Raw genomic sequence first — 21296 nt, 5'->3', positions numbered from 1 at the left:
CGTGCTGTCATAAATTCTGTGCCATAAATGCCTGCAATTCCTGGTAGGCTACCTCCTCGTCCTTTCCTGAAATCTGCAGGTGCAGTCTGTCCCCCTGCTGGATGTTCATATGCAGAATCCCCAGCAGTTTGCTCAGATTGCCGCTTTTCTCCCCATCCGTAAGAATGACGTCACTTTCAAAATCCTTTACAAGATGCATCATTACCCCTGCTACCCGGGGATGCAGCCCGACAACCGAACGTACCGTATGTTCAAACTCTCTCATAAAAATCCCTCCATAATGCCCCTTGTTACACAAACATTATATCATATGCATACACATTGTACAAGTATTCGCGCCGTCTGTCGTCATTTTTTTGTATGCTTTTACATTGTTTTTGCATTTATGAGAGGTTTTTGTGCATTATTGTCATATTATGGCGTTTCTATCAATTTTCTGTTTCACTTATGAAAAGATTTCTCATTCTGCGGACCACGGATGTAAGGCCGGAGTCTGTTTTCTGCATCATAAAAAGCATGGTCATCCGGGCCGCCGGATCATTGGCAAAGTAACAGCCAAGCCAGCCGTCCCAGCCGTATTCTCCCACATGATTCAGGGTTGCCGACTGGCCCGGATCCTTCATTACCCGCATCAGATTCCCATAACTAAAGCCCGGCATATTGGAAAAATTGCGGACAAATGCGAGCTGCTGCGCCTGATTCAGCTGGCCTGCCGTCATAAAGCGTACCGTAGCCGGACGGAGAATCCGTCTGCCGTCCAGTTCTCCTTCATTCAAAAGCATCTGGGCAAACCGGGCATAGTCATCAATGGTGGAAACCAGCCCGGCTCCGCCGGACTCAAACGCAGGCTGCCTGTCCATGGCATTGATAATCCCCAGATGGTTTTCTTCATATCGCACCAGTTCCCCGTTGTCATCCATACGATAGGCCGCCGCCAGGCGTTCCCGTTTCTCCTCCGGCACATAAAAGCCGGTATCCTTCATTTCAAGAGGGGAAAAGATATATTTTTCCAGAAAAGTGCCGAAGGTCATCCCGGATGCCGCTTCCACTACCGCTCCCAGCACATCCGCGGAGGTTCCGTAAAGCCAGGAGGAGCCCGGATGGAATTTCAAAGGCCCTCTGCCCAGCGCTTCTGCTATTTCCGCCGTTGTCATTGCCTGATCCGTCAGCAGTTTTTCATCCACCCGGCGGAACACCTGTGTGGCATATTCTCCTGCCAGACCCGGATTTCCGTTATACAGCAGTCCCGAAGTCATGCCCAGCAGATCCTTAACCGTGACTTCCCTCTCCGCCGGCACCAGACTTCCGTTTTCTTCCACCTGCTGTCCCTTAAAAGCCGGCAGATAGGTGGAAACAGGCTCCGCCAGATCCAGTTTTCCCTGCTCAAACAGAACCATCGCAGCCGCCCCTGTTATGGGTTTGCTCATGGAATAAAGGCGGTAAATCTGATCTCTGCGGATGGCCTTCCCCCGTTCCCTGTCCGCCATACCGCTTTCCAGATAACAGATTTCTTCTCCATCCTGTCTGATGAGCAGGCTTCCCCCCGCCAGTTCTTTATGGGCAACTGCGGTATCCAGCATTTCCTGCATTTTTTCTCTGATTTCTGCTTTCATTTCTGTTTCTTCCCCTTTTCTTTCTCTCTTTATACCGGGTCTGCATTATGCATCTTTGTCAGACCTTCCGGTATCTGTCTTTCTCACAGCATCCTCTCTTAAAAAGGCGCCACCGCTATTTTTAACACATGATCCCGTTTGTTTTCAAAAATATCATAGGCCTCCATGATACGTTCCAGCGGAAACCTGTGGGTTATCATACAAGTGGTATCTATGCGGCCTTCCGCAATCAGGGCCAGGATTTCATCACAGGAGCAGGCATCCACGCCGCCGGTTTTAAAGGTCAGGTTTTTCCCGTACATAGCGGGCAGCGGAAGGCTCTGTGCTTCCTCATACAATGCCACGATGTATACGATGCCGTTGGGACGGGCCGCCTGCCATGCCAGCTGAAAGGTATCCGGCCCGCCTGCTGCCTCAATAACCACATCGGCACCTCTTCCGTCTGTCATTTCCCTCAGCACCTCTTGTACCTTTTCTTTTTCGGGATTGACCACCCGGTCCGCAAGTCCCCTGCTTCTGACCAGCTCCAGGCGTTCTTCGCTGATATCCGCACAGACAATAGCACCCGGCTCATACAGCGCTGCACACATAAGGGTACATAACCCGGCAGGCCCGGCGCCCAGCACCAGCACCGTATCCCCTTTGCGGATTTCACTGTTTTGGGCGGCCCAATAACCCGTGGACAGGATATCCCCCGTAAAAAGAGCCTGTTCATCACTCACACCTTCCGGGATCCGGTTCAGGCCGTTATCGGCAAACGGCACCCTCACATATTCCGCCTGCCCGCCGTCAATCCGGCAGCCCAGCGCCCATCCGCCATGGGCATCCGTACAATTATTCACAAATCCCTTCCTGCAGTAAAAGCATTCCCCGCAAAAGGTCTCCACATTGACGCTCACCCGGTCGCCGGGCCTGAATTTCTTCACTCCGGAACCGGCCTCCACCACTTCCCCCACCATCTCATGTCCTACAATCGTCCCCGGAACCGCCCGGGGAACACTGCCATGCCTGATATGGAGGTCGCTGGAACAAATGGAGCATAATGTCACTTTAACGATGGCGTCTCCAGGCTCCTGAAGTACGGGGACAGGCCTTTCCTCCAGGCTGAAAACACCTTTTTCCTTATACACTACCGCTTTCATAGCATCCCTCGCTTTTCCCTTTTATCCTGACGGCGTCCTCCTCAGGGACACTGCCGCGACACAGCAAAGTATACCACCAGTGCGTTACCTCTGCAAGCCCGGCCTTACCGTCAAAAAACGGACAGGCGCAACGCTTCAGACAAATCTGAACCGTTGCGCCTGTCCGTTATTCCCGTTTTTCATACACCTTCCACAAGACTGCCGTCCTTCCATATGACCGCTTCCACATCATTTTCTTCCCGATAGCCTTTTCTGCGCAGGACTTCGTTTACCGCCTCCCGGAAGTCTTCCATGGAAAGCGTTACCTTCTCCTTATTCTTCAGGACGAGGATACAGCCCTCCTGGAATTCGCAGTTTTCCTCACAGGAAATCCGGTACAGGTTCTTTCTGTCTATGGCCCCGATTTCTTCCAGCGTCTTTACCATACGGTATACGGTTGCAATCCCGATAGAAGGGTCTTCACGCACCGCCTTGTAATAGATTTCCTTACAGCAGGAACATTCATCCGAAAGAATAATATCCACGAGCAGTCTTCTCTGGCTGGTAATGCGGAAGCCGTTCCTTTTCAGTTCTGTCAGAATCCGTTCCCGGCGTCCGGTATTTTTCATAAACTGTCTGTTATCCTGTTTTTCTTTTATCATCCAATCCACTCCTGTCCGTCTTATTCCGCCTTGTGTTCCCTCATGCTCCCGTGGCAGGCACATGTATGGGAACAGCCGCCGCAGGATCCTCCGCATCCGCCTTTTCCCGCCTTCTTATCCCGTATCATGGTACGCAGCACCAGGACCACAACCGCAAGGAGGACAATACCTGTCAATAGGGTTCCTATATTATTTATAAGAAAGGTCATATGCTCCATCTCCTTTTTCTTTTGAGAATGGCTCTCATTTACTTTATCTTAGGTTAGTATAAACTAACTTTTATTTTTTGTCAATAGCTTCTTTCCATGATTACCGTTTATTTCCTGTTTACAGAACATATGTTCTGTCATATACTTTTCTCATGAAACCAATTATTTTTCATGTGGATGTAAATAACGCCTTCCTGTCCTGGGAAGCGGTATACCGCCTGAAGCATCTGGGCGGAAGGACAGATCTGCGTGAACAGGTCTGTGTGGTAGGCGGGGATGCCCAGAAAAGACATGGCATTGTTCTTGCCAAATCCCTTCCGGCGAAGGCCTGTGGGATCCAGACCGGGGAAAGCCTGATGGAAGCACGGCAGAAATGCCCCGGCCTGTTTGTCGTTCCGCCTCATTACCGTCTCTACAGCCGCTGCTCCCATGCTTTTATGGATATTCTCCGGGAATATACGCCCGGTGTGGAGCAGTACAGCATTGATGAAGCTTTTATGGATATGAGCGGGACACAGGATCTTTGGGGTGATCCTATTCTGACAGCGGATACCCTGCGCCGGCGGATTTACCAGGAACTGGGATTTACGGTGAATATCGGCATTTCCGAAAATAAACTTCTGGCAAAAATGGCCTCGGATTTTCAAAAGCCCGACCGGACCCACACCCTTTTCCCGGAGGAAATTCCCCGCAAAATGTGGCCGCTCCCGGTTACTGATCTTTTTTTCGTGGGACGCGCTTCCTTTTCCCGGCTCCGCAGGCTGGGGATTTGCACCATTGGGGAGCTGGCTCACGCGGACAGGGAACTGCTGCTGGCCCATTTCAAATCCTATGGGGAGGTGATCTGGAATTATGCCAACGGCAGGGACAGTGCCCAGGTAGAAACCATGGTACCCCCTAACAAGGGGTACGGCAATTCCACCACCATTGCTTTTGATATCTGTGATACGGTTTCGGCGGGCCTCGTGCTGCTCTCTCTCGCTGAGACCATCGGCACCCGCCTGCGCCGGGATCAGGTGCGGATCCAGGTAATCGCGGTCAGTATCAAATATGCGGACTTTACCTGCGTTTCCCACCAGAAAACGCTGCCCGCTTCCACCAATATCACCAATGAAATTCATCATGCCGCCATGGAGCTTTTTCAGGAAGCCTGGGACGGCTGTACGCCAATCCGGCATCTGGGAATCCACACGAACCATGTCCGGGACAACACCGACTGCCGCCAGCTGCATTTACTGGACATGGAACCGTCCCCCCTTTACAGGGAAGAGGTACCCTGCTATGAGAAGCTGGCCCAGGCGGATACCATGGCGGACCAGATCCGGGGCCGTTTCGGCATTGATTCTCTCAAAAGAGCCGTATTTGTAAAACAAAATGCCATGGATCACATGGCCGGCGGTATCACCCGTGAAAAAATGGATGTGGATTATGACAAAGAAAGGCTATAGGAAACAGAGAAAAACCCGCAGGGAAAGGGGGCATAGGCTTGCTCATTCATACGGACAACGACATCAATTACCATTCTGAAGCCGAGGAAAGGCCGAAAAAAAACCGGAAAGAAATCGCCTGCTGCAGCTGGACGACCGCTTCCGGTCAGATAATCCCTATTCTTTTTAAAATGCAGGATGAGGAAGGCATGATCCGTACCTTCAATAAAATTCATGTAAACCACTCCGCCAAAAAGCTCTATGCCGGAATCCCTTCCTATGAATTTGACTGTGATATCCTGGTAAACGGCCTCGTAGTAAATGTCCTGCTCCAATACTATCCGGAGGACAGCCGATGGACTCTGAGTGAACATCCCTGATTCATGGCTTGGGCGGCGTTTCCCCTGATTCAAAAAGGGAAAGCTGCCCCTTCATTTCCTTTTCCAGAGGCCCCGGCCTTTTATGGAGGAGAATGTCCGTGGCCTCCGGATCAAACATCCATGTATCCACTTCTCCCGGCTCCAGTATCAGCGGCATCCGGTGATGGATCCCTTCCAGAGAGGCATTGGCCTGCGTCGTCAGTATCACAAACCTGTCCGTTCCTTCATATTGTCTGTAAAAACCGGCAAACAGCAACACCCTGTGATCCGGGGAACGGAAAAAATATTTATCCTTTTTTTCCGACCATTCATAAAAACCTGTCGCCGGGACAATACAGCGCCGTTCTTTCACACTGTCCCGAAAGGTTCTCTTTTCCAGTGCGGTTTCACTGCGGGCGTTAAAGATAACGCGCTTTTTGTCAAAGCCCGGGAAACCCCACATGAATTCCTCCGCATACAGCCGGTCGTTCCTTCCGGTAATGACCGGCGCTTTCCCGGAAGGATATACATCCCTTTCCCTGCATGCCGTCAGAAGGCTGTCATTGATCTGCCGGATAAGCCGCTCTATTTCTTTTGCCGTTTCATCATTGATATAATATCTTCCACACATTACCTATTCTCCGGAATTCTTTCTGTCCGCCAGTTCATACCGGATTTCCTTCATGGAGGGAGCGTATTTCCTGAAAGAGCTTTTTCCTTCCATTTTGGCTGCGAAAAGGGCAATATCCGCCTTTCGGTAAAGCTCATCAAATCCGGTACCCTGATCCGGGATCATGGCATAACCCGCTGAAATGGAAAACTGGATATCCCGGTTCCCGTTTTTGCAGCAGACCACCATGGTTTCCACCACGCGGGACAGTTTGTTTATTAAATCCTCTTCCTTTATATTCTTGCACAAAATCAGGAATTCATCCCCTCCGATTCTGCAAATAATATCCTCCCGCCGGAAAAACTGTTTTAATTTCCGGGCATTATCCGATATCATGGTATCTCCGTAGGCATGTCCGAATACATCATTAGCCAGTTTGAAATTATCCAGATCAAACATGATCAGCGCCGCCGTCTCTCCCTTCATGCCGCCCAGGTATGAGTTGATCCGGGGAACCGCTGTCTGCCGGTTAAAGAGTCCTGTCAGGGAATCGGTGCTCACCACGCCGGCGAGGGCTTCATTCAATCCCTGCTGTTTCAGATCCGAAACATCTCCGTAGGTAAATAAAAAGACAAAACTTCCATCCTCTTCCCCGATATATGCGGCATTCAGGCTGATCCACTGCTCCCCTTTTTCCGGAAGGAAAATAGGGAAAATATGGCTGAAATCCCCTTTATTCCGGATGGCATCCATCAGCTTGCCGCGGATACGTTCCTTATCCCTGTCCGTAAGCATTTGCTCATACCGTTTCTCCTTAAGGTGTTTTTCATATTCCTGCCAGGTGTAACCCAGATCACGGTACATGCCGTTGGCGATGATTTCATAGCTTATTGTGTCATCTTTATATCTGGCAAGGACGATATTCTCCGATATATGATCGATAAGCAGGCGCATGTTATTACGGAGCGCCACTTCCTTCGTCACATCGCTGAGAGAGGCATAATACATCCGATGCCCGTCCTGTTCCTTTATGAAAAACACATGCAGCTGCACCCACAGGGTACGGCCCTTGCCGGAAAGCCGGCGTACCGCCCCTTTTCCTCCGTTCACGCGGCTGCGGAAGGCTTCCTCAAAAATATCAAGAAGCTTCTGCCTGTCATCCGCATAGACATACCGCATGCCTTCCTTCCGATGCTCCTCCAAATCCACGGAATTGGAACCGGTTACCCGGTAGTACTGCTCATTGACACAGAGGATTTCCACCTGTCCCTCATAGACATCATAAAAAGCAATGCCGCCCAGAATGTTATTCACCACCGCTTCACTGAACATATCCCCGCCCAGAAGCTCCCTCACGTTCAGGCTTTCCATCTGTCTTGCCTTAATTCCCCGGAAGTCAATATTCTCTTCTCTTTCCAGCAGGGATTCCAGCGTTTCCACCGGCATAGGGCGGTAAAAATAATACCCCTGTCCATACAGACAGCCTGCATCCAGAAGAAAATCCATCTGTTCCCTGGTTTCCACCCCTTCCGCAATGAGCCGCAGGCCCATAAGGCGAGCCATACTGATAATGGCTTCCAGAATCCCCAAACCTTTTCCTGCGCTCTCCACCTTCATTTCCAGGAATTTCATATCGATCTTCAGGACATCCACATTGACATCCTTGAGCATGTTCAGAGAAGAATAGCCGCTTCCGAAATCATCCATCAATACGGTAAAACCGGCCTTTCTCAACTCCTCCACCACGCCCGTGATTATCTGCGAGTCCTCGGCATAAGCACTTTCCGTAATTTCAATTTCCAGAAACCTTGGCTCCAGTCCGTATTTACGGATCAAATCCCGGAAGGTCTGCACCACATCCAGCGTATAAATGTCCACACGGGACACATTTACGGACACGGGGACCGCATTTTTCCCCTGCCGTATCCACTCCTGCACCTTGCGGCAGACCGCTTCCCAGATGTACAGATCCAGATTGGTAATAAATCCGTTATTTTCAAGCAGGGGGATAAAATCTTTGGGAGGGATGATTCCTTTTTCCGGGTGGACCCACCGCACCAGGGATTCCATGCCCACAATTCTTCCTGTGGCCATATTGCATTTCGGCTGGGTATAAAAGGTGAATTCCCCGTTGTCCAACCCCTTCTGCACCTCGGAGAGCATCACCAGGTTTTCCTCCATCTCCTGTTTCATCCGCACATCGTACCAGCGTGCCCTCTGTCCATAATTTCCCTTCACCGTCGCCAGCGCAATGGATGCCCTGTCATACATACGGCTTACGGAATCCTCCTTATCATCTATAGCGTACAGGCCGAAAGCCGGAAAAAAGCCGGCATTGTTCCCATACTGCTTCACATATTCCAGAATTCCCTCCTGAAGCTCCTTCAGAATGGCCTCATCTCCGGGAAGGATTACGCAAAAATCATCCTCACCGATGTAGCCGGCGATTCCCAGTCCGCTCTCCTGCACCTTCTGCAGATGGCGGCCGATATCCGCAAGCAGCCTATCCCCCTCCGCTTCCCCGTACCAGGAGTTAAACAGTTTAAAGTGTTCGATGTCAATGGTCATCAGGCAATAGCCGCTTCTCCTCACGCCCGCAAGAAACTGCTGTGCTTCCCGGAAAAAAACATTTCTTTTATACAGGCCGGTAAGTGTGTCCAGAGTATCCTCCTGCCTGCCGTCCTTTCTCCGCCCCCATTGATCCTTCGTGATCTGGGCGTCAATATCCTGGATAAAACACATAACGATCTTATCGCCGCTGTCCCCCTGAAGCAGGGGCACAACAATCTGCGCCACCCAGCAGTATTCCCCGTCCGTCTTTCTTTTGCGGAACTCTCCTCTTAGGACATTGTTCCCTTCATTCTCCCCCAGACGGGGAAGCAGGTTATCCAGGTTCCAGAATTCCAGGAATGCTTCCCTGTCACCGGGATGGATCATCTCCCTGTCCGTCACCTGTCTGAGCATAAAGGACAGCTCTCCCTCTTCGTCGGGTATCACATATTTCCCCTTCAGATGGTACAGGATTTTATAGGTGTTACGGGTTATATTCAGTTCAAACAGTTCATCATAGACCGACAGGCTGGTCAGATTATAGAACAGGTTCTTATTCCCTTCATCAATACGCCTGGTGAAAACAAAGTTGCAGTCCCCTTTTCCGGGCCACTCCCCAACAGCAGTACTGCATTCCAGCCACCTTTGCAGCAGCTTATTATATATGATCGTGCTGCGGTTCCCCTCCTTGGATAAGGGACACTCCCGGCAAGGGGCATATTCCCCGCAGAATACACGATAACACAGATCTCCGCATACAATCTCCGGGAAGCTGCTCTTAACCAACTGATTAAAATGGACAATCCGGTATTCCTTATCAATTATATAAAGGCCATTGTCCCCGCACTCCGCTCCTGGTCTCATCCCTGGTCCGCTCCCCTCTGTGCGCCGTACCGCGCGACTAAAGAAAGGACAGGCAAACGTTTCTTCCTTTACCTGTTTCTTCCAACACTGTCAATTCACCGTAATGCTATTATTATAATAGCATTAGCGTCAAAGAGTCAATTGTCATATTCCATACCGCCGAAGGCCTTCAGGAATTCCCTGACCCCATATCCCGGAAACTCTGCGGTCAATACGGTTTCATCCTCTAAGATCACCCTGCCTCTGCCATATTTCCGGTGGGTAATATATCTCTCCGGTACCGCTTCCTCTTTCTGTTCCGCCGGCTCCGGTTCTTCCTGCGGCTTCCCGGCCGCCCGTTCCTCAAGTATCATCTTTTTCAGCGTCTGCAGATCATTTTCCGTCCCGGCGGGCGTCCCCTTCTCCACCAAATCAGGAGGCAGCATTTTAAGGAACCTGCTTTCCCCAGGTCTAACTCTGCTGTCCGGGTTGGTATAAAAAGAAAGCTCCAGATAATCCCTGGCCCGTGTCATTCCCACAAAAAACAGCCGCCGCTCTTCGTCCTCTTCTTCGAAATCCCTGGTCCGCAAAGGGATCAGGCCATAATTAGCCCCGATAATAAACACATGGGAAAATTCCAGGCCCTTGGATGCATGCAGCGTCATCAGCTTCACGCAGTCCCCGCCCTCTTTTTCTTTCCTGTCAGGAAGGCCGTATAATACGGAGGTATTCAAAAACCCTTTCCATGCGGCCTCCAAAGCTGTCCGCCTTTCGTGTTCCCCTTCCTCCGCCGGATAAGGAAGCACGGAAAAAACAGCGTCAAACAATTGAAACAGCGCCGTCCTGTCCTCCTGCCAGGTCCGGGAGGAGGGATGGATATGGCGGTCCAAATCAAAATAGGAATACAGGGCCCCGGGGCTGTCTATTCCCGGACAGGCCTCTAAAAAGCCCCGCATCCGTCTATACAGGGGGTACTCCTCCGTCTTTTCTTCCCGGAGGATACCAGAGGCCGCTTTTTCGGAAAGTGCCTTACCTGCCTTACGTTCCCCGTATTCTCCGTGGCTCAGGGCATAAATACCGGCTCCCCTGTCCAGCGGATTCAAAGAAAAGCGCAGCACCTGCAGCATCCAATACAGGACGGGAACCTCCCGCAGCGTTTTTTTTACCGATACCAGGCAGGGGATCCCGTTTCTGGCAAATACCTCCTCCAGTACCTGCGACTGGCTCTGCAGCCTGTAAAAAATGGCGATTTGCCCGCAGGGGATCCCCTCCTGTAAAAGCTTTTGAATCCGTTCCGCCAGATAACAGGCCTCCTGGAACGGATCATAATGGTTTTTTACCACTATCTTGCTTCCGCCCTTCCTGCTGCCGGTAAAACCGCCGCCGTTTTGTGCAAAGGCCCCTGCCGCCTCAAGGATGGGGGCGCTGGAACGGTAATTGACGGGAAGGGACAGCTCTGTGGCATGGCAGGCGGCCCGCAGGGTATAGAATACATTACAGGCACTGCCCCGCCAGGAATAAATCACCTGATTGGGATCCCCTACCGCAAACAGGGCGCATCCTTTGTCAACAAGCTTCCGGATCATGCGCAGCTGCAGTTCGTCACAATCCTGCACTTCATCAACTATGACCCAGGCCGGCTTCCAATCCGCAGCCTCCAGCAGCTGATCCGTATGGAGGATTAAATCGGAAAACGTCATCTTGTCCCGTCGTTTTTTTTCTTCCTCAAGCGCTTCCAGAAGGAGAGGCATATCGTCCTGTATGCGGGAAGTATTTGTACCCGCAGGACCTGTACTGTTTTGTTCCAGCCTTTTTTTCAGCCGGTTTTTATATTTAATCTGCAGTTTTTTCTCCCGGATCAACTCCAGGGCCAGATCCATTTCCTCTTCCGGATCCATGACCTGAAAATCAGGGGTATAACCCAGCGCTCCTACCGGCAGGACTTCCCGCAGAAGCTGCAGCGCCACACTGTGAAAGGTGCCGAAATACCGCATATCCGGCAGAAGAGAAGCTTCTTCGGAGGCCGCCAGCCTATCCCGGATCTCCTTTGCCGCTTTGTTCGTGAAGGTAAGAACCACCATATCCCGGTAGCTTATATGCGCAGTTTCATGAAGATATCTTATTTTCACTGTCAGCACCGTGGTTTTCCCGCTTCCCACATTGGCATTGACAAGGCAGGCGCTGCTGTCATCCAGCACCGCCTTTTTCTGATATTCGTTGAGAAACGCCGGCATTACAAATTCACCCATGGAGCACTCCTTTTTCCAGCTTTTTCTGAATGGTTCTGCGTTTTTCCCCGTCTTCTCTTTCTTCCAGACGTATCTCCAGCTTCAGGTTTCCGGGAGCCTGGGTATAATAACGGAAAATATTCAAAAGGCTGCGGTAATTATTTTCTTCCATAATCCACTCCCGGTAAAAGGGAAGGACGGTGCCAAGGCACAGGGTATTTCCTTCCAGAACAACTCCGGGCACCGTATACAGAAAGGCGGAAAAGGGATCTCCTTTATCCTTCAGATAAAGACAGAATTCCTTCCATTTTTCAGGCTTTTCCAATTCCTTCAGCACAAAAGGCTTTTGGAAAGCGGGCATTTCCCGTGGCCGGTTCCAAAGAATGCCCGCAGGCGGATCCGACTCCTCCAGAAGGTTTTTAAGTCCCCACAGGACCAGCTTTTTATCCAGCCAATGGTCGCCGATACAGGCGGCACAGCCGTCCTCACAGGGACAGCCGGATACCAGGGCGGCCGCATTTTCCACAATTTGCGTAATAAAATCCGCAATTTTATCCGCATAGCCAAGCCCTCCTGCATACTGGTCATAGAAAAAAAGGGCCGTTTCCTCTCCAGGCGGCAGATCCCCGTCCTGCCAGAGGGCAGGATCCCACTCCCCGCCGCCCAAATGGCCGGACATAGCCGTCCCTATATCCTCCCTTTCCGTCATGGTTACCATCATGGCTGCGTTTTTAAGAGCATAGGCAAGACCTTCAAAATGATTGTTCCTGACAATTTTGCCATCCTCCTTCACCTGCATCAGCCTCCGGTAGACTGCCGCCACATTGTCGGGAATGGCAATCCAGGCGCCTTCCGTATCAAAATCTTTGGAAAGAGGTGCCGGCAGCTGTTCAAATCCCAGATTCTGATGGTTATGGAACTGCAGCTTCCGGTACATGGAAACCATGGTATGCACATTGACATCCCCGAAGGATATACGTGTCCGCCGGTATTCCTTTTCCCGGCTGCTGCGTATGACGGAAATTTCCGTCCCTCCGCCCGGGACGGTATAGTAATTCCCAAAGAAAGGTTCTGCCGACGCGGTTCTGGTTTCCAGGTTCAATCCGCTCACCTGGTACTGCACACCGTCGTGCATATATACCGCGCCTTCATGGATTTCCCGGAAGGCCTGCATCTCGTCCATTTCGGTAATGACTCTGCCGTTTTCCCGGTTGATCAGCTTGTATCTGGCCTTATCAATATTACGCAGGCTGAAATCCCCTGCCGGAAACGCTCCCCCCGACCAGGCAAACCTTCCGTCCCGGCCGTCCACCTCCTTCACCTTCAGCAGTACCGGTATGGCCTCCCCCAAATCCGGGAACAGGGCGATATCATCCAGTGTCAGCGGTATTTCCGCAGCTGCCGCCCGGATATGGGCCAGCTCAATGAGAAGATTGTTCTTATCCACGATGGCGGTTTCACTTCCGCCGCCGAACAGCCAGTCGGGATTCACAGCAATATACTGGTCAAAAGGAAGATTTTCCAGGATCAGATAGTTCAGACAGCCTTTCCCGCTTCTTCCGGCCCGCCCTGTCTGCTGCCAGAAGGAGGCTCTGGTGCCGGGATATCCCACCAGCACCGCGGACTCTATCTTGCCGATATCGATCCCCAGCTCCAGTGCATTGGTGGAAATCAGGCCCGTCAGTGCTCCCGACACCATCTTATTTTCAATTTCCTTACGCTCCGCAGACGTATAGCCTCCCCGGTAACCGGATATTTTATCTGCCCTGCCCGATCCTCCTTCCGATTCCAGGATATCGGAAGCCTCCTTCAAAACCACCTCCACATTTCTTCTGGATTTGGTAAAAGCAATAAAGCTTCTTTCCGCTTCCGCCAGCTGCACAAGCAAATGGGAGGCTACCTCCGTGGAAGAAACCTGTCCGTAATTTTTCCCATCCTTCCCTTTGATTACGGGCGGCTGCAGAAACACATATGTCCGCGGCCCCGCAGGCGAACCGTCCCTGGATATCCGGGTAAAATCCTGTCCGCATATCTCCCCCGCAAGCTCCGCAGGGTTGGCTATGGTGGCAGAACTGCACAGGAACCTGGGTGAGGATCGGTAATATCTGCACACCCGTTCCAGGCGCCGGAACACATTGGCAAGGTGGGAGCCGAAAGCCCCCCGGTAGGTATGCAGCTCATCTATCACCACAAATTTCAGATTGCTGAAAATGAAATCAAATCCGTATCTGCTGTGGTTGGGAAGAAACGCGCTGTTGAGCATTTCCGGGTTTGTCAGAATCAAATTCGCGTGCTTGCGGATTCTGCTCCTTTCGCCCGCCGTCGTATCCCCGTCATACACTCCGGCGGCTATCCGGTTTTCCCCAAAATATTCCACCACCGGCAGAACCGCCCGGTACTGATCCGCTGCCAGCGCTTTTGTAGGATAAATGAAAATGGCTCTGGCCTGGGGATTTTTCAGGATTTCCTGAATCACCGGCAGCAGGAAGCTCAGTGTCTTTCCGCTGGCTGTGGAGGTGGTGATCACAAGGTTTTTCCCCTCCTGCGCTTTTTCAAACATTTCCGCCTGATGGCAGTACAGCCTGCGGATCCCCCGGCTCTCCAGATATGCGGCAAGCTCCGGGAGCATATTCTCCGGGAAGTCCGAATAGACAGCCTCTCTTGCCGGATATTCTTTGGTATATATTATCAGATCCTTAGTTTCCATGAATAACTCCTGTTATGCCTGTATCTGATCCAGTATATAAGGATCCTTTATCCTGGCATCCTGTGCAAACAATATAATTTTGGACATAATTTCCGCTGTCTTGGGGTCCTCGTCCAGAAAGGGAAGGAACAGCCTTCCCCTGCTCTGGGAATGGACGGGCAGTACCTGAATCTGATGCCCTCCCTTACGGTGGATCACACCGCTTCCCAAATGAATGCTGTAGGCAGCCCTGCTGCCCTTTATAAGGGCATGGCTTCCCTCCAGGGTAACATTGGATATACCGAAAAGAGGCAGATTATATTCCACAATCGCTTTCCTCATTTCCACGGTGGAATGGCTGGTCTCCGGATCCACACCGCCCGCATGGGCCACACTTACCGCCAAATCCACATCCCGCATAACCTCGGAATAGACAATGGCAGGAATATCCCTGATTGGAATGCCCTCAAAGGTTTTCCTTTGGGTAAACTCCACCCATTCCAATGCGGGCGCTTCCACTTCACTGGGCGAAAACCAGTCTGCCTGGGCATAAATATGGGCGATAATATTCTCTTTATAATAGATTTTCTGAAGCCCTTCCTCATAATCCGCCACCCAGCGCCTGGATTTCAGGCAGGCAGCCGTTTTGGCAGGTTGGATCTGATTCCCGGCAAACATAAGGGAATGGGTTCTGTCCAGTTCCTCCGGAAGTTTTACGTACAGCTCGCGGAATACCTGCTTAAAGGGCTGCCTGAGCCCTTCCGCAAACAAAAGCTTCTGGTATTCTTCCCAGCAGCCCAGCTCATAGAGGTCAAACGGGTGGGCCACACGCAGCATATCTTCTCCCCGGAGGAGCACACGTTCCTTTTCCCAGCCGGTCATGCCATCCTCTCTTATAAAACCGGATACCGGACAATCGGCGGGGCCTGCCGGGCTATCGCCGATAAATACGAGACTCCGCACCACCGGCGCTATTACCGGATTACACAGAAGCGCCTGCAGTTCCTCATATCGGTAAGCCTCCCGCTCTTCCATAGCCTGTTCAAACATTTTGACGCATCTGGCATACTGTTCTTTCAGTTTCATGTGGATTTCCTTCAACTGCAGATAGTACGCATTCTTTTTCAGCCTGGCCGGTACGGTTTTCAGGGGCTTGCCATCTTTTTCAGCCATAATGGACGGTCTACCGTTTTCATCCACATAAAGACACAGGAAAACACCGTCCTCTTCTTTTTTCTCAAAGAAAACACGATACTCCTTTACCAGTTCCGTTTCCATGGCAAGGGTCAAACGGGTCACATCCGCATAGCCCGCCTTGGTAGCCATATTTTTCATAGCCACCGACACGGCGAGGGACTCGCTGGCCCGGCGCTGCGCTCCGAACTGCCTGCTTTCCTTCAGGAACCGCTGCAGAAATTCATACCGGCGGGGCAGCTCGCGTTTCCCCTGCACAGGCACCAGGCCATAGCTCATCAGCAGATCCTTATTCCTTTTTTCCCGGATTGCCTGTTCCAGCGCCTGCGCAGTTACCCGTCCCAGAGCCGCGTCTGCGTATTTCCTCGCCCGGGCATGCTTGCTTCCGTCGGAGATATATTTGGCGGCATCATACAGTCTGCCGAACCGCTCTTCCCCCAGCAGGGAATAGGCTTCCTCAAACCAGTTCACATCAAAAGCGCCGTTATTGAGTTCTTCCGGCGTAAGCGGGGTATACCGGGCTATCATTGCTTTCTTTTTATCGTCGAATCGCTCGTTCATATGGGCCATGAAATAATAGCATCCGCTTTTCAGCCCGGGCCAGCCCAGATATTCCTCTATGATATCCAGCCACTGCGGCGCATACATGGCTGTTTCGATCATTTTCTGTTCTTTTATTTTCGTCCCCTTCAGCAGTTCCTTCAGCTTTCCGGCATCCTCTCCCTCCAGAGGATAGCATATCTGAAGCAGATAGCTCAAGCATTCCTTTTTCCCCGTCCTGCTTCCCGACCAGTAATAGTAGGCAGTCCGATCCAGCTTGTCATTTCCCAGGGCTTTCAGGATCTCTATCATGCGATCCATACCGTAAATCCGCTTGATAGAAGATATGCTGGAGGAAAACACCGTGGGAAGATCCCCGCGCTTTACTTCCACATCCAGAATCGTATCGGTAATACGGAAGAAAAACGCCCTTCCCTGTTTTATAAAAGGATTCTCCGGATTCCCTTTTTCTTCCGCCAGTTCCTCCTTTGACAGGTAAGCGGAAAGTCTGTTTCTATCGTAAGGCTGTAAATGATCGGAAACCAGACGGGACAGATCTTCCAGGCTGGCACGCAGGCCAATCGTTTCAAATGCGGCCTCGTAAACCGTATCCGCAGGGATAAGGCCCAGCCGGAACGCCAACACATACTCATAAATGGTCAGCAGCGTACGGGAATTCCGGTTATACGAATAGGCACTTCCGCTGCCATTGTGGGCATTGTAGTCAAAAAGCTGATCCAGACGGTAAAGGGCAGAGAATCCTTCTTTAAATTCCTGCTCTGTCCTCCATCCCGACAGAGGACGGATCAGGCCGTTCACGGCAGGAATATCCGTCAGGGCAAATTCCCCGGGATCCGAAACATAATAATAGCGGGTATCTTTCCCTTTTTCATACCACAAATCCCTGGCAGGGATCTCTTCCGCAAGCAGGGCGGCCAGTTCCAGGGCGGCCGGTCTCCACTGTGTATCCTCATATATGCTGTTCAGAATGGTAAGAACCGTATAGGCACTGCTTCCATATCCCGGCCGTACCCCCTGCTTCTGGGGGATCCGGAATTCCCCGATATTTCCCAAAAGCTTTTTCTGATAGCCCAGCAGGATTTCCTGATTTTTCACATTTACGCCGCTTCCCGTCCCGTTGTTCCATGCCAGCAGCAGAAGCTTTACCAGATGGGGATCCCCGATATGTTCCTCATAAAAACGGATCCACAGTTCTTTAAACGGATAACGATCCGCAAAAGGCAGGGAGGTATCGCTGCTGCTCACGACCAGATGATTCCCCAAAAGCATCTCATAACCGTTGGCGGCTTTATACTCCAGTCCTGCATTTTCATCCAGAAACGCATACAGGCTGCGTACGATCTCTTCCAGCTTTCGGATATCCGTCCGGAAAAAGGCCCGCAGGTTCTCACGGCCTGCCGCCGGATCCAACAATGCAGGAACCGCATCTTTACGGTACAGGCCATACCCTTCTGTTTCCAATATCCGGCTTGAGGCGGATTCTCCTGTGATTTCCTCTAAAAGGATCTGTTCCTTATCCGATTTTCCCTCCAGCTTTCCGGCTTCCTCCGCCAGGCTTTTCTGCACAGCTTCCGGCCTTCCGCTGATCCGGGCCTCTCTCACCAAAGTCAGGCCGCCCTCGCGCATCTCCTCCGAGGAAGAAGAAAGCAGGCGCCTCACCGATTCCTCCAGCCCCTTATCGCTCTGTTTTTCCAGAAGCTTCAGGACATTTTGTCTGATATCCCCTTTCTTATATTTCAAGAACGCTTCTATCTGCCGGTAATCCCCGTCGGACAGCTCCAGTCCCTCCGCCAGCCGGAATGCCGTCTTTCTGGTCATCGTTTCCTTATCTGCCAGAAAAGAAAGCAGAAGTTCCTTCTGGTGTTCATTTTCCGGGCTGTGAAGCAGCAGTTCCACCCATTTCGCCCTGCTTTCATAAGAACCGCTGATATCGATCTCCATCACGTTTCCGGCCGCCTCTTCTATGAGGCCGGAATCCCCAAGGGAATAAGCAATTACACACATTCGCTTAATAAGCTGTCCCCTGGTGAGTTCCACCCGGTACCAGGGAAACACACAGGGTGCAAATTCCAGCACTTTTTTCTTCATGCTCTCCAAGATATCTTTCAGCACCCCATAGTGGGCAATGGCTTCCCCGCGGCTGTCAAACAGCCAGCCGATGGGAATAGGACGATACTGCCTTTCCTCTCCGTTACCGGACTGACTGCCGCCCAGCGCATAACTGACATACCGTTCCGCGCTGCTCAGATAGGTGGGCATAAAAGCCGCGATCATTTCCGGATCCGATGAGAACTGCATGACTGCCTTTTTGGCCGTGACTCCGGTAAACGCATCCCATTCCAGTGTGCGGTTAAAATAGGACATGGTAAGGATCTGGTTCCTGGTTCCGTGCTCCAGGAATTCTCCCATCACTCCGATGGCATCCTGCAGTTCATAAAAAGCCAGTGTCCACAGGCCCACGGCAATCCGGATGCTGTCATTGGAAGCGATATATGCCTGCACTGCCTCCGGATCGCTAAGAGAAGCCTCCATGAGGGTTATCATCTTTTCCGATATCCGATCCGCATTTTCCACATCGCAGATACCGGTCCAGGTTGCCACTGCCCTTTTAACGGAGGCAAAACGGATCAGATTATTATCACATACCGCGGCAAAAATTGTCCGGAAAGCCTCCACTGTCCCGCAGTCCGCATTTTCACAGACCGCCTGTCTGACCCCTTCCTGAAGCCTGGCGGCAAGCAGGAAATCCGAAAGGAGACGGTGAAGGGGCGCACAAGAGCTTTTTACGATCCCCCTTATCCAGTCCACCGTGATTACGGCGGTATTGTTATCGCTTAGCAGCACATTTTCAGCCGCCGCTTTTACCGCCTCATCTCCTCTGTCTATCCTGGCCGCGATCATATCATCCAGACACTGCAGGGTAAAGCCGTAAGCCGGATTCCTTTTGAAGTCCAGCTTTTCTTCCGGCAGCCGGTCCAGGAGATAATCCTCCAGGCTGCATTCATAAAACTGCAGCACCTTGTAGGCATACAGCAGACGGAATACATGCTTAAGGCTTGGAAAATAAGCTTTGGTACGAACGGTTCTGCGGTAAATGCTGTGGGAATAGGGAAACTGGTTCAGCTTATCGATAATATAATAAAAATCCCCGGCAAACTCCTTTCCTGCATAAAGCTCCGTCAGTTTTTTATAATTTTTCCGCATGAAAGAAGAAAGCGTCAGATATGTCCCCTCACGCAGTTTTTCTTCCGCTTTCTCCAGAAACGGGCCGAATTCCTGTCTGTACTGCCCGAATTTTTCTATTTCCTCCACCGCTTCTTTCGTTTCGCCGGAAGCAAGAAACAACTTTTTTTTCCATTTTTCCCTGTAGGCTTCCGACAGCTTCTGCCTGCTTTGATAACTGTATTCCATCCCTTTTTCTCTCCTTATGCGCTGTAACTGTCCGGACCCGTCCCAACTGATATTACGCGCTTACCACATTCTTCCGGCAAGCATTGTCATTCTCACAAAAACAAGCTCACTGTTCTCCCGGAGTTCCATTTTTTCCTCCAGCCGCTCCAGCTTTTTCCCGTCCAGGAATACCACCACTATCCCGTCTTCAAAGCATTGCCAGGCATTTTCCACGGCCTCCCTGAATTCCGGCACCTTGTCCTTGCGGGAAAGGCCGAAGGTTACCTTACCGCCGCGTGCCTGTTCTTCGATATTTTCCCCGGAAAGGACGGCTTCCACCTCCGTATGCTTCCGCCGTTCTCCGTATGCTTTCCGATTTATGCGCACCGTTTCTTCCAGAAGCTTTCGGACGGTGTCTGCTGTTTCCGGATATTCATAAATAACCGGTACGATGCTACCGCGGTTTTTCCCTATTTTTTTCACTTGGATTCTTACCTTCATATCCTGCCCACCTGCTCCGGCACCGGGTTTGTGCTCTCCCTGCTGCCTGTTTTCTCTATTATACAACGGGCTGCCACAGACCAGCAACAAAAAGAAAAGAACTGGCCGGATGCGTTTTCTCTCTGAATGGTTATATCCTCCCGGAAAATATTATATTGCGGGCTTTTATGTTTTTCTTTGCATGATCACGATCTTTCGAAAGGAAAATCCCTGATAAAAAACAGGAAGAGCCGTCATATAACCGTCTCTTCCTGTTATTAAGCGTGTTTGTGGCCTGCTTTCTATCCGATGCGCGCCAAACGGTACACCAGCCTACTGACGCAGTTTTTTCTCCGTCTGCATGAGTCCCTGCTCATAATGATCTATTTTCTGATTCAGCCTATCCAGGGATTTCTGCATTTCCTCCATTCTTGCCAGTAATTGATCCCGTTGCTCGATGAGCAGCGTTTTCCTGGCATTAATGGTGGAATCTCCCTGCTGGAACAGGGAAACATATTCTATCAGCGCCTCAATCTGCACGCCCGCCCCGCGCATACACTTCATTAATTCGATCCAACGGCAGGAATTGTCATCATAATCCCTGATCCCGCTTTTATTCCTGGGCACCTGCGGAATCAGGCCGATGCGTTCATAATACCGCAATGTATCCGCCGTCATCTCATATTTTCTGCTCACTTCTGCAATTGTCATGGCTTGCCGCCTGCCTTTCTCTCAGAGAACGTATTTTTCACCTTTTCTTTTATCATACCATTGTGACCTAACTCCAAGTCAACAGGTTTTTTTGGACTTTTACGGACTGCACATATTTCACAAACCTTTGGAAGCAGGTAAAGGTATGTCAAAGGTTGTGTAAATCCAGGCCAAATGAACGCCGCGCAGGAAACTACGTTTAGCAGATTCAGCCCGGATATACAGAGAGTGGTGCTTTGGCCGACACGGATATACAGACGGCGACGGGGATTCGTTAACCAGATCTGGCTTACCTGCCAATCAGCTCTTAGTTATCTGCACAGGAGGGTTTTTCCGGACATAGCGGTTTTAGCGGACCACCGCATGAACTATTCCTGCAGCAGGACGGTTTGGGGCAGCATGGTTCCGGCGGACACGGCTTAGTTGTACATATGGGCCTTGGTTTGCGGGTACGTTTCGGCGAACATGGCGGTTCCGGCGGGCACGGCGGCTTCGGCGGACACGGCGGCTTCGGCGGACATGGCGGTTCCGGCGGATATGGTGGGTATGGCGGTTCCGGCGGATACGGCGGCCTGGGCGGATATGGCGGATATGGCGGTTCCGGCGGATACGGCGGCCTGGGCGGGTATGGCGGGTATGGCGGTTCCGGCGG

15 protein-coding genes are annotated in these 21296 nt (G+C 51.3%); 2 read left to right on the top strand and 13 right to left on the bottom strand.

The window, feature by feature from the left end; genetic code table 11:
• Nucleotides 1-7 precede the first annotated feature (7 nt).
• The 5 genes from DXA36_RS21060 to DXA36_RS21040 all read right to left on the bottom strand — a co-directional run bounded on the left by DXA36_RS21060 (nt 8) and on the right by DXA36_RS21040 (nt 3605).
• Nucleotides 8-265, bottom strand: coding sequence for an HPr family phosphocarrier protein (locus tag DXA36_RS21060; protein WP_118681418.1), 258 nt, complete (start codon nt 263-265; stop codon nt 8-10).
• A gap of 163 nt (nt 266-428) precedes the next feature.
• A complete protein-coding gene (locus tag DXA36_RS21055; RefSeq protein ID WP_118681417.1) occupies nt 429-1613 on the bottom strand; it encodes a serine hydrolase domain-containing protein in 1185 nt (394 codons plus the stop codon).
• 98 nt (nt 1614-1711) lie between these two features.
• Nucleotides 1712-2755 (bottom strand): alcohol dehydrogenase, encoded by a 1044-nt coding sequence (locus DXA36_RS21050; RefSeq protein ID WP_118681416.1) that lies wholly within the window; start codon nt 2753-2755, stop codon nt 1712-1714.
• A 179-nt stretch (nt 2756-2934) separates the two neighbouring features.
• Nucleotides 2935-3396, bottom strand: coding sequence for a transcriptional repressor (locus tag DXA36_RS21045; RefSeq protein WP_118681415.1), 462 nt, complete (start codon nt 3394-3396; stop codon nt 2935-2937).
• 20 nt (nt 3397-3416) lie between these two features.
• Nucleotides 3417-3605: a FeoB-associated Cys-rich membrane protein gene (locus DXA36_RS21040; protein WP_118681414.1), complete on the bottom strand. Its 189-nt coding sequence runs from the start codon at nt 3603-3605 to the stop codon at nt 3417-3419.
• Nucleotides 3606-3757: 152 nt separating this feature from the next.
• On the opposite strand from DXA36_RS21040, the gene DXA36_RS21035 reads away from it, so the two are divergent.
• Complete coding sequence (locus DXA36_RS21035; RefSeq protein ID WP_118681413.1) at nt 3758-5053, top strand: DNA polymerase Y family protein; 1296 nt, start codon at nt 3758-3760, stop codon at nt 5051-5053.
• A 38-nt stretch (nt 5054-5091) separates the two neighbouring features.
• The gene (locus DXA36_RS21030; RefSeq protein WP_118681412.1) at nt 5092-5412 is read left to right on the top strand and encodes a hypothetical protein; all 321 of its coding nucleotides are present in this window, start codon (nt 5092-5094) and stop codon (nt 5410-5412) included.
• Nucleotide 5413: 1 nt separating this feature from the next.
• Here the strand turns inward: DXA36_RS21030 and DXA36_RS21025 are convergent, their stop codons facing one another.
• The 8 genes from DXA36_RS21025 to DXA36_RS33065 form a co-directional block, all read right to left on the bottom strand.
• Nucleotides 5414-6022: an SOS response-associated peptidase gene (locus DXA36_RS21025; RefSeq protein ID WP_118681411.1), complete on the bottom strand. Its 609-nt coding sequence runs from the start codon at nt 6020-6022 to the stop codon at nt 5414-5416.
• A 3-nt stretch (nt 6023-6025) separates the two neighbouring features.
• Nucleotides 6026-9415 (bottom strand): EAL domain-containing protein, encoded by a 3390-nt coding sequence (locus DXA36_RS21020; RefSeq protein ID WP_118681410.1) that lies wholly within the window; start codon nt 9413-9415, stop codon nt 6026-6028.
• Nucleotides 9416-9552: 137 nt separating this feature from the next.
• Nucleotides 9553-11643, bottom strand: a complete 2091-nt coding sequence (locus DXA36_RS21015; RefSeq protein ID WP_118681409.1) for an ATP-dependent helicase — start codon at nt 11641-11643, stop codon at nt 9553-9555.
• On the bottom strand, nt 11636-14329 hold the full coding sequence (locus DXA36_RS21010; protein WP_118681408.1) for a DEAD/DEAH box helicase: 2694 nt from the start codon (nt 14327-14329) through the stop codon (nt 11636-11638). The genes DXA36_RS21015 and DXA36_RS21010 overlap by 8 nt, the downstream gene beginning before the upstream one ends.
• 12 nt (nt 14330-14341) lie before the next feature.
• A complete protein-coding gene (locus DXA36_RS21005; protein ID WP_118681407.1) occupies nt 14342-19474 on the bottom strand; it encodes a DUF4132 domain-containing protein in 5133 nt (1710 codons plus the stop codon).
• A gap of 60 nt (nt 19475-19534) precedes the next feature.
• Entirely contained in the window at nt 19535-19954 is a 420-nt protein-coding gene (locus tag DXA36_RS21000) for a hypothetical protein (RefSeq protein ID WP_118681406.1), read from the bottom strand.
• A gap of 312 nt (nt 19955-20266) precedes the next feature.
• Entirely contained in the window at nt 20267-20644 is a 378-nt protein-coding gene (locus tag DXA36_RS20995) for a MerR family transcriptional regulator (RefSeq protein WP_118681405.1), read from the bottom strand.
• Nucleotides 20645-21063: 419 nt separating this feature from the next.
• A partial coding sequence (locus tag DXA36_RS33065; protein WP_243114702.1) for a hypothetical protein occupies nt 21064-21296 on the bottom strand: 233 nt, incomplete at its 5' end.

It is taken from the genome of Eisenbergiella sp. OF01-20 (assembly GCF_003478085.1).
Taxonomy (GTDB): Bacteria; Bacillota; Clostridia; order Lachnospirales; family Lachnospiraceae; genus Eisenbergiella.
Note: the sequence above shows the minus strand (reverse complement) of the source record. Positions and strands in the feature narration are given on the sequence as shown.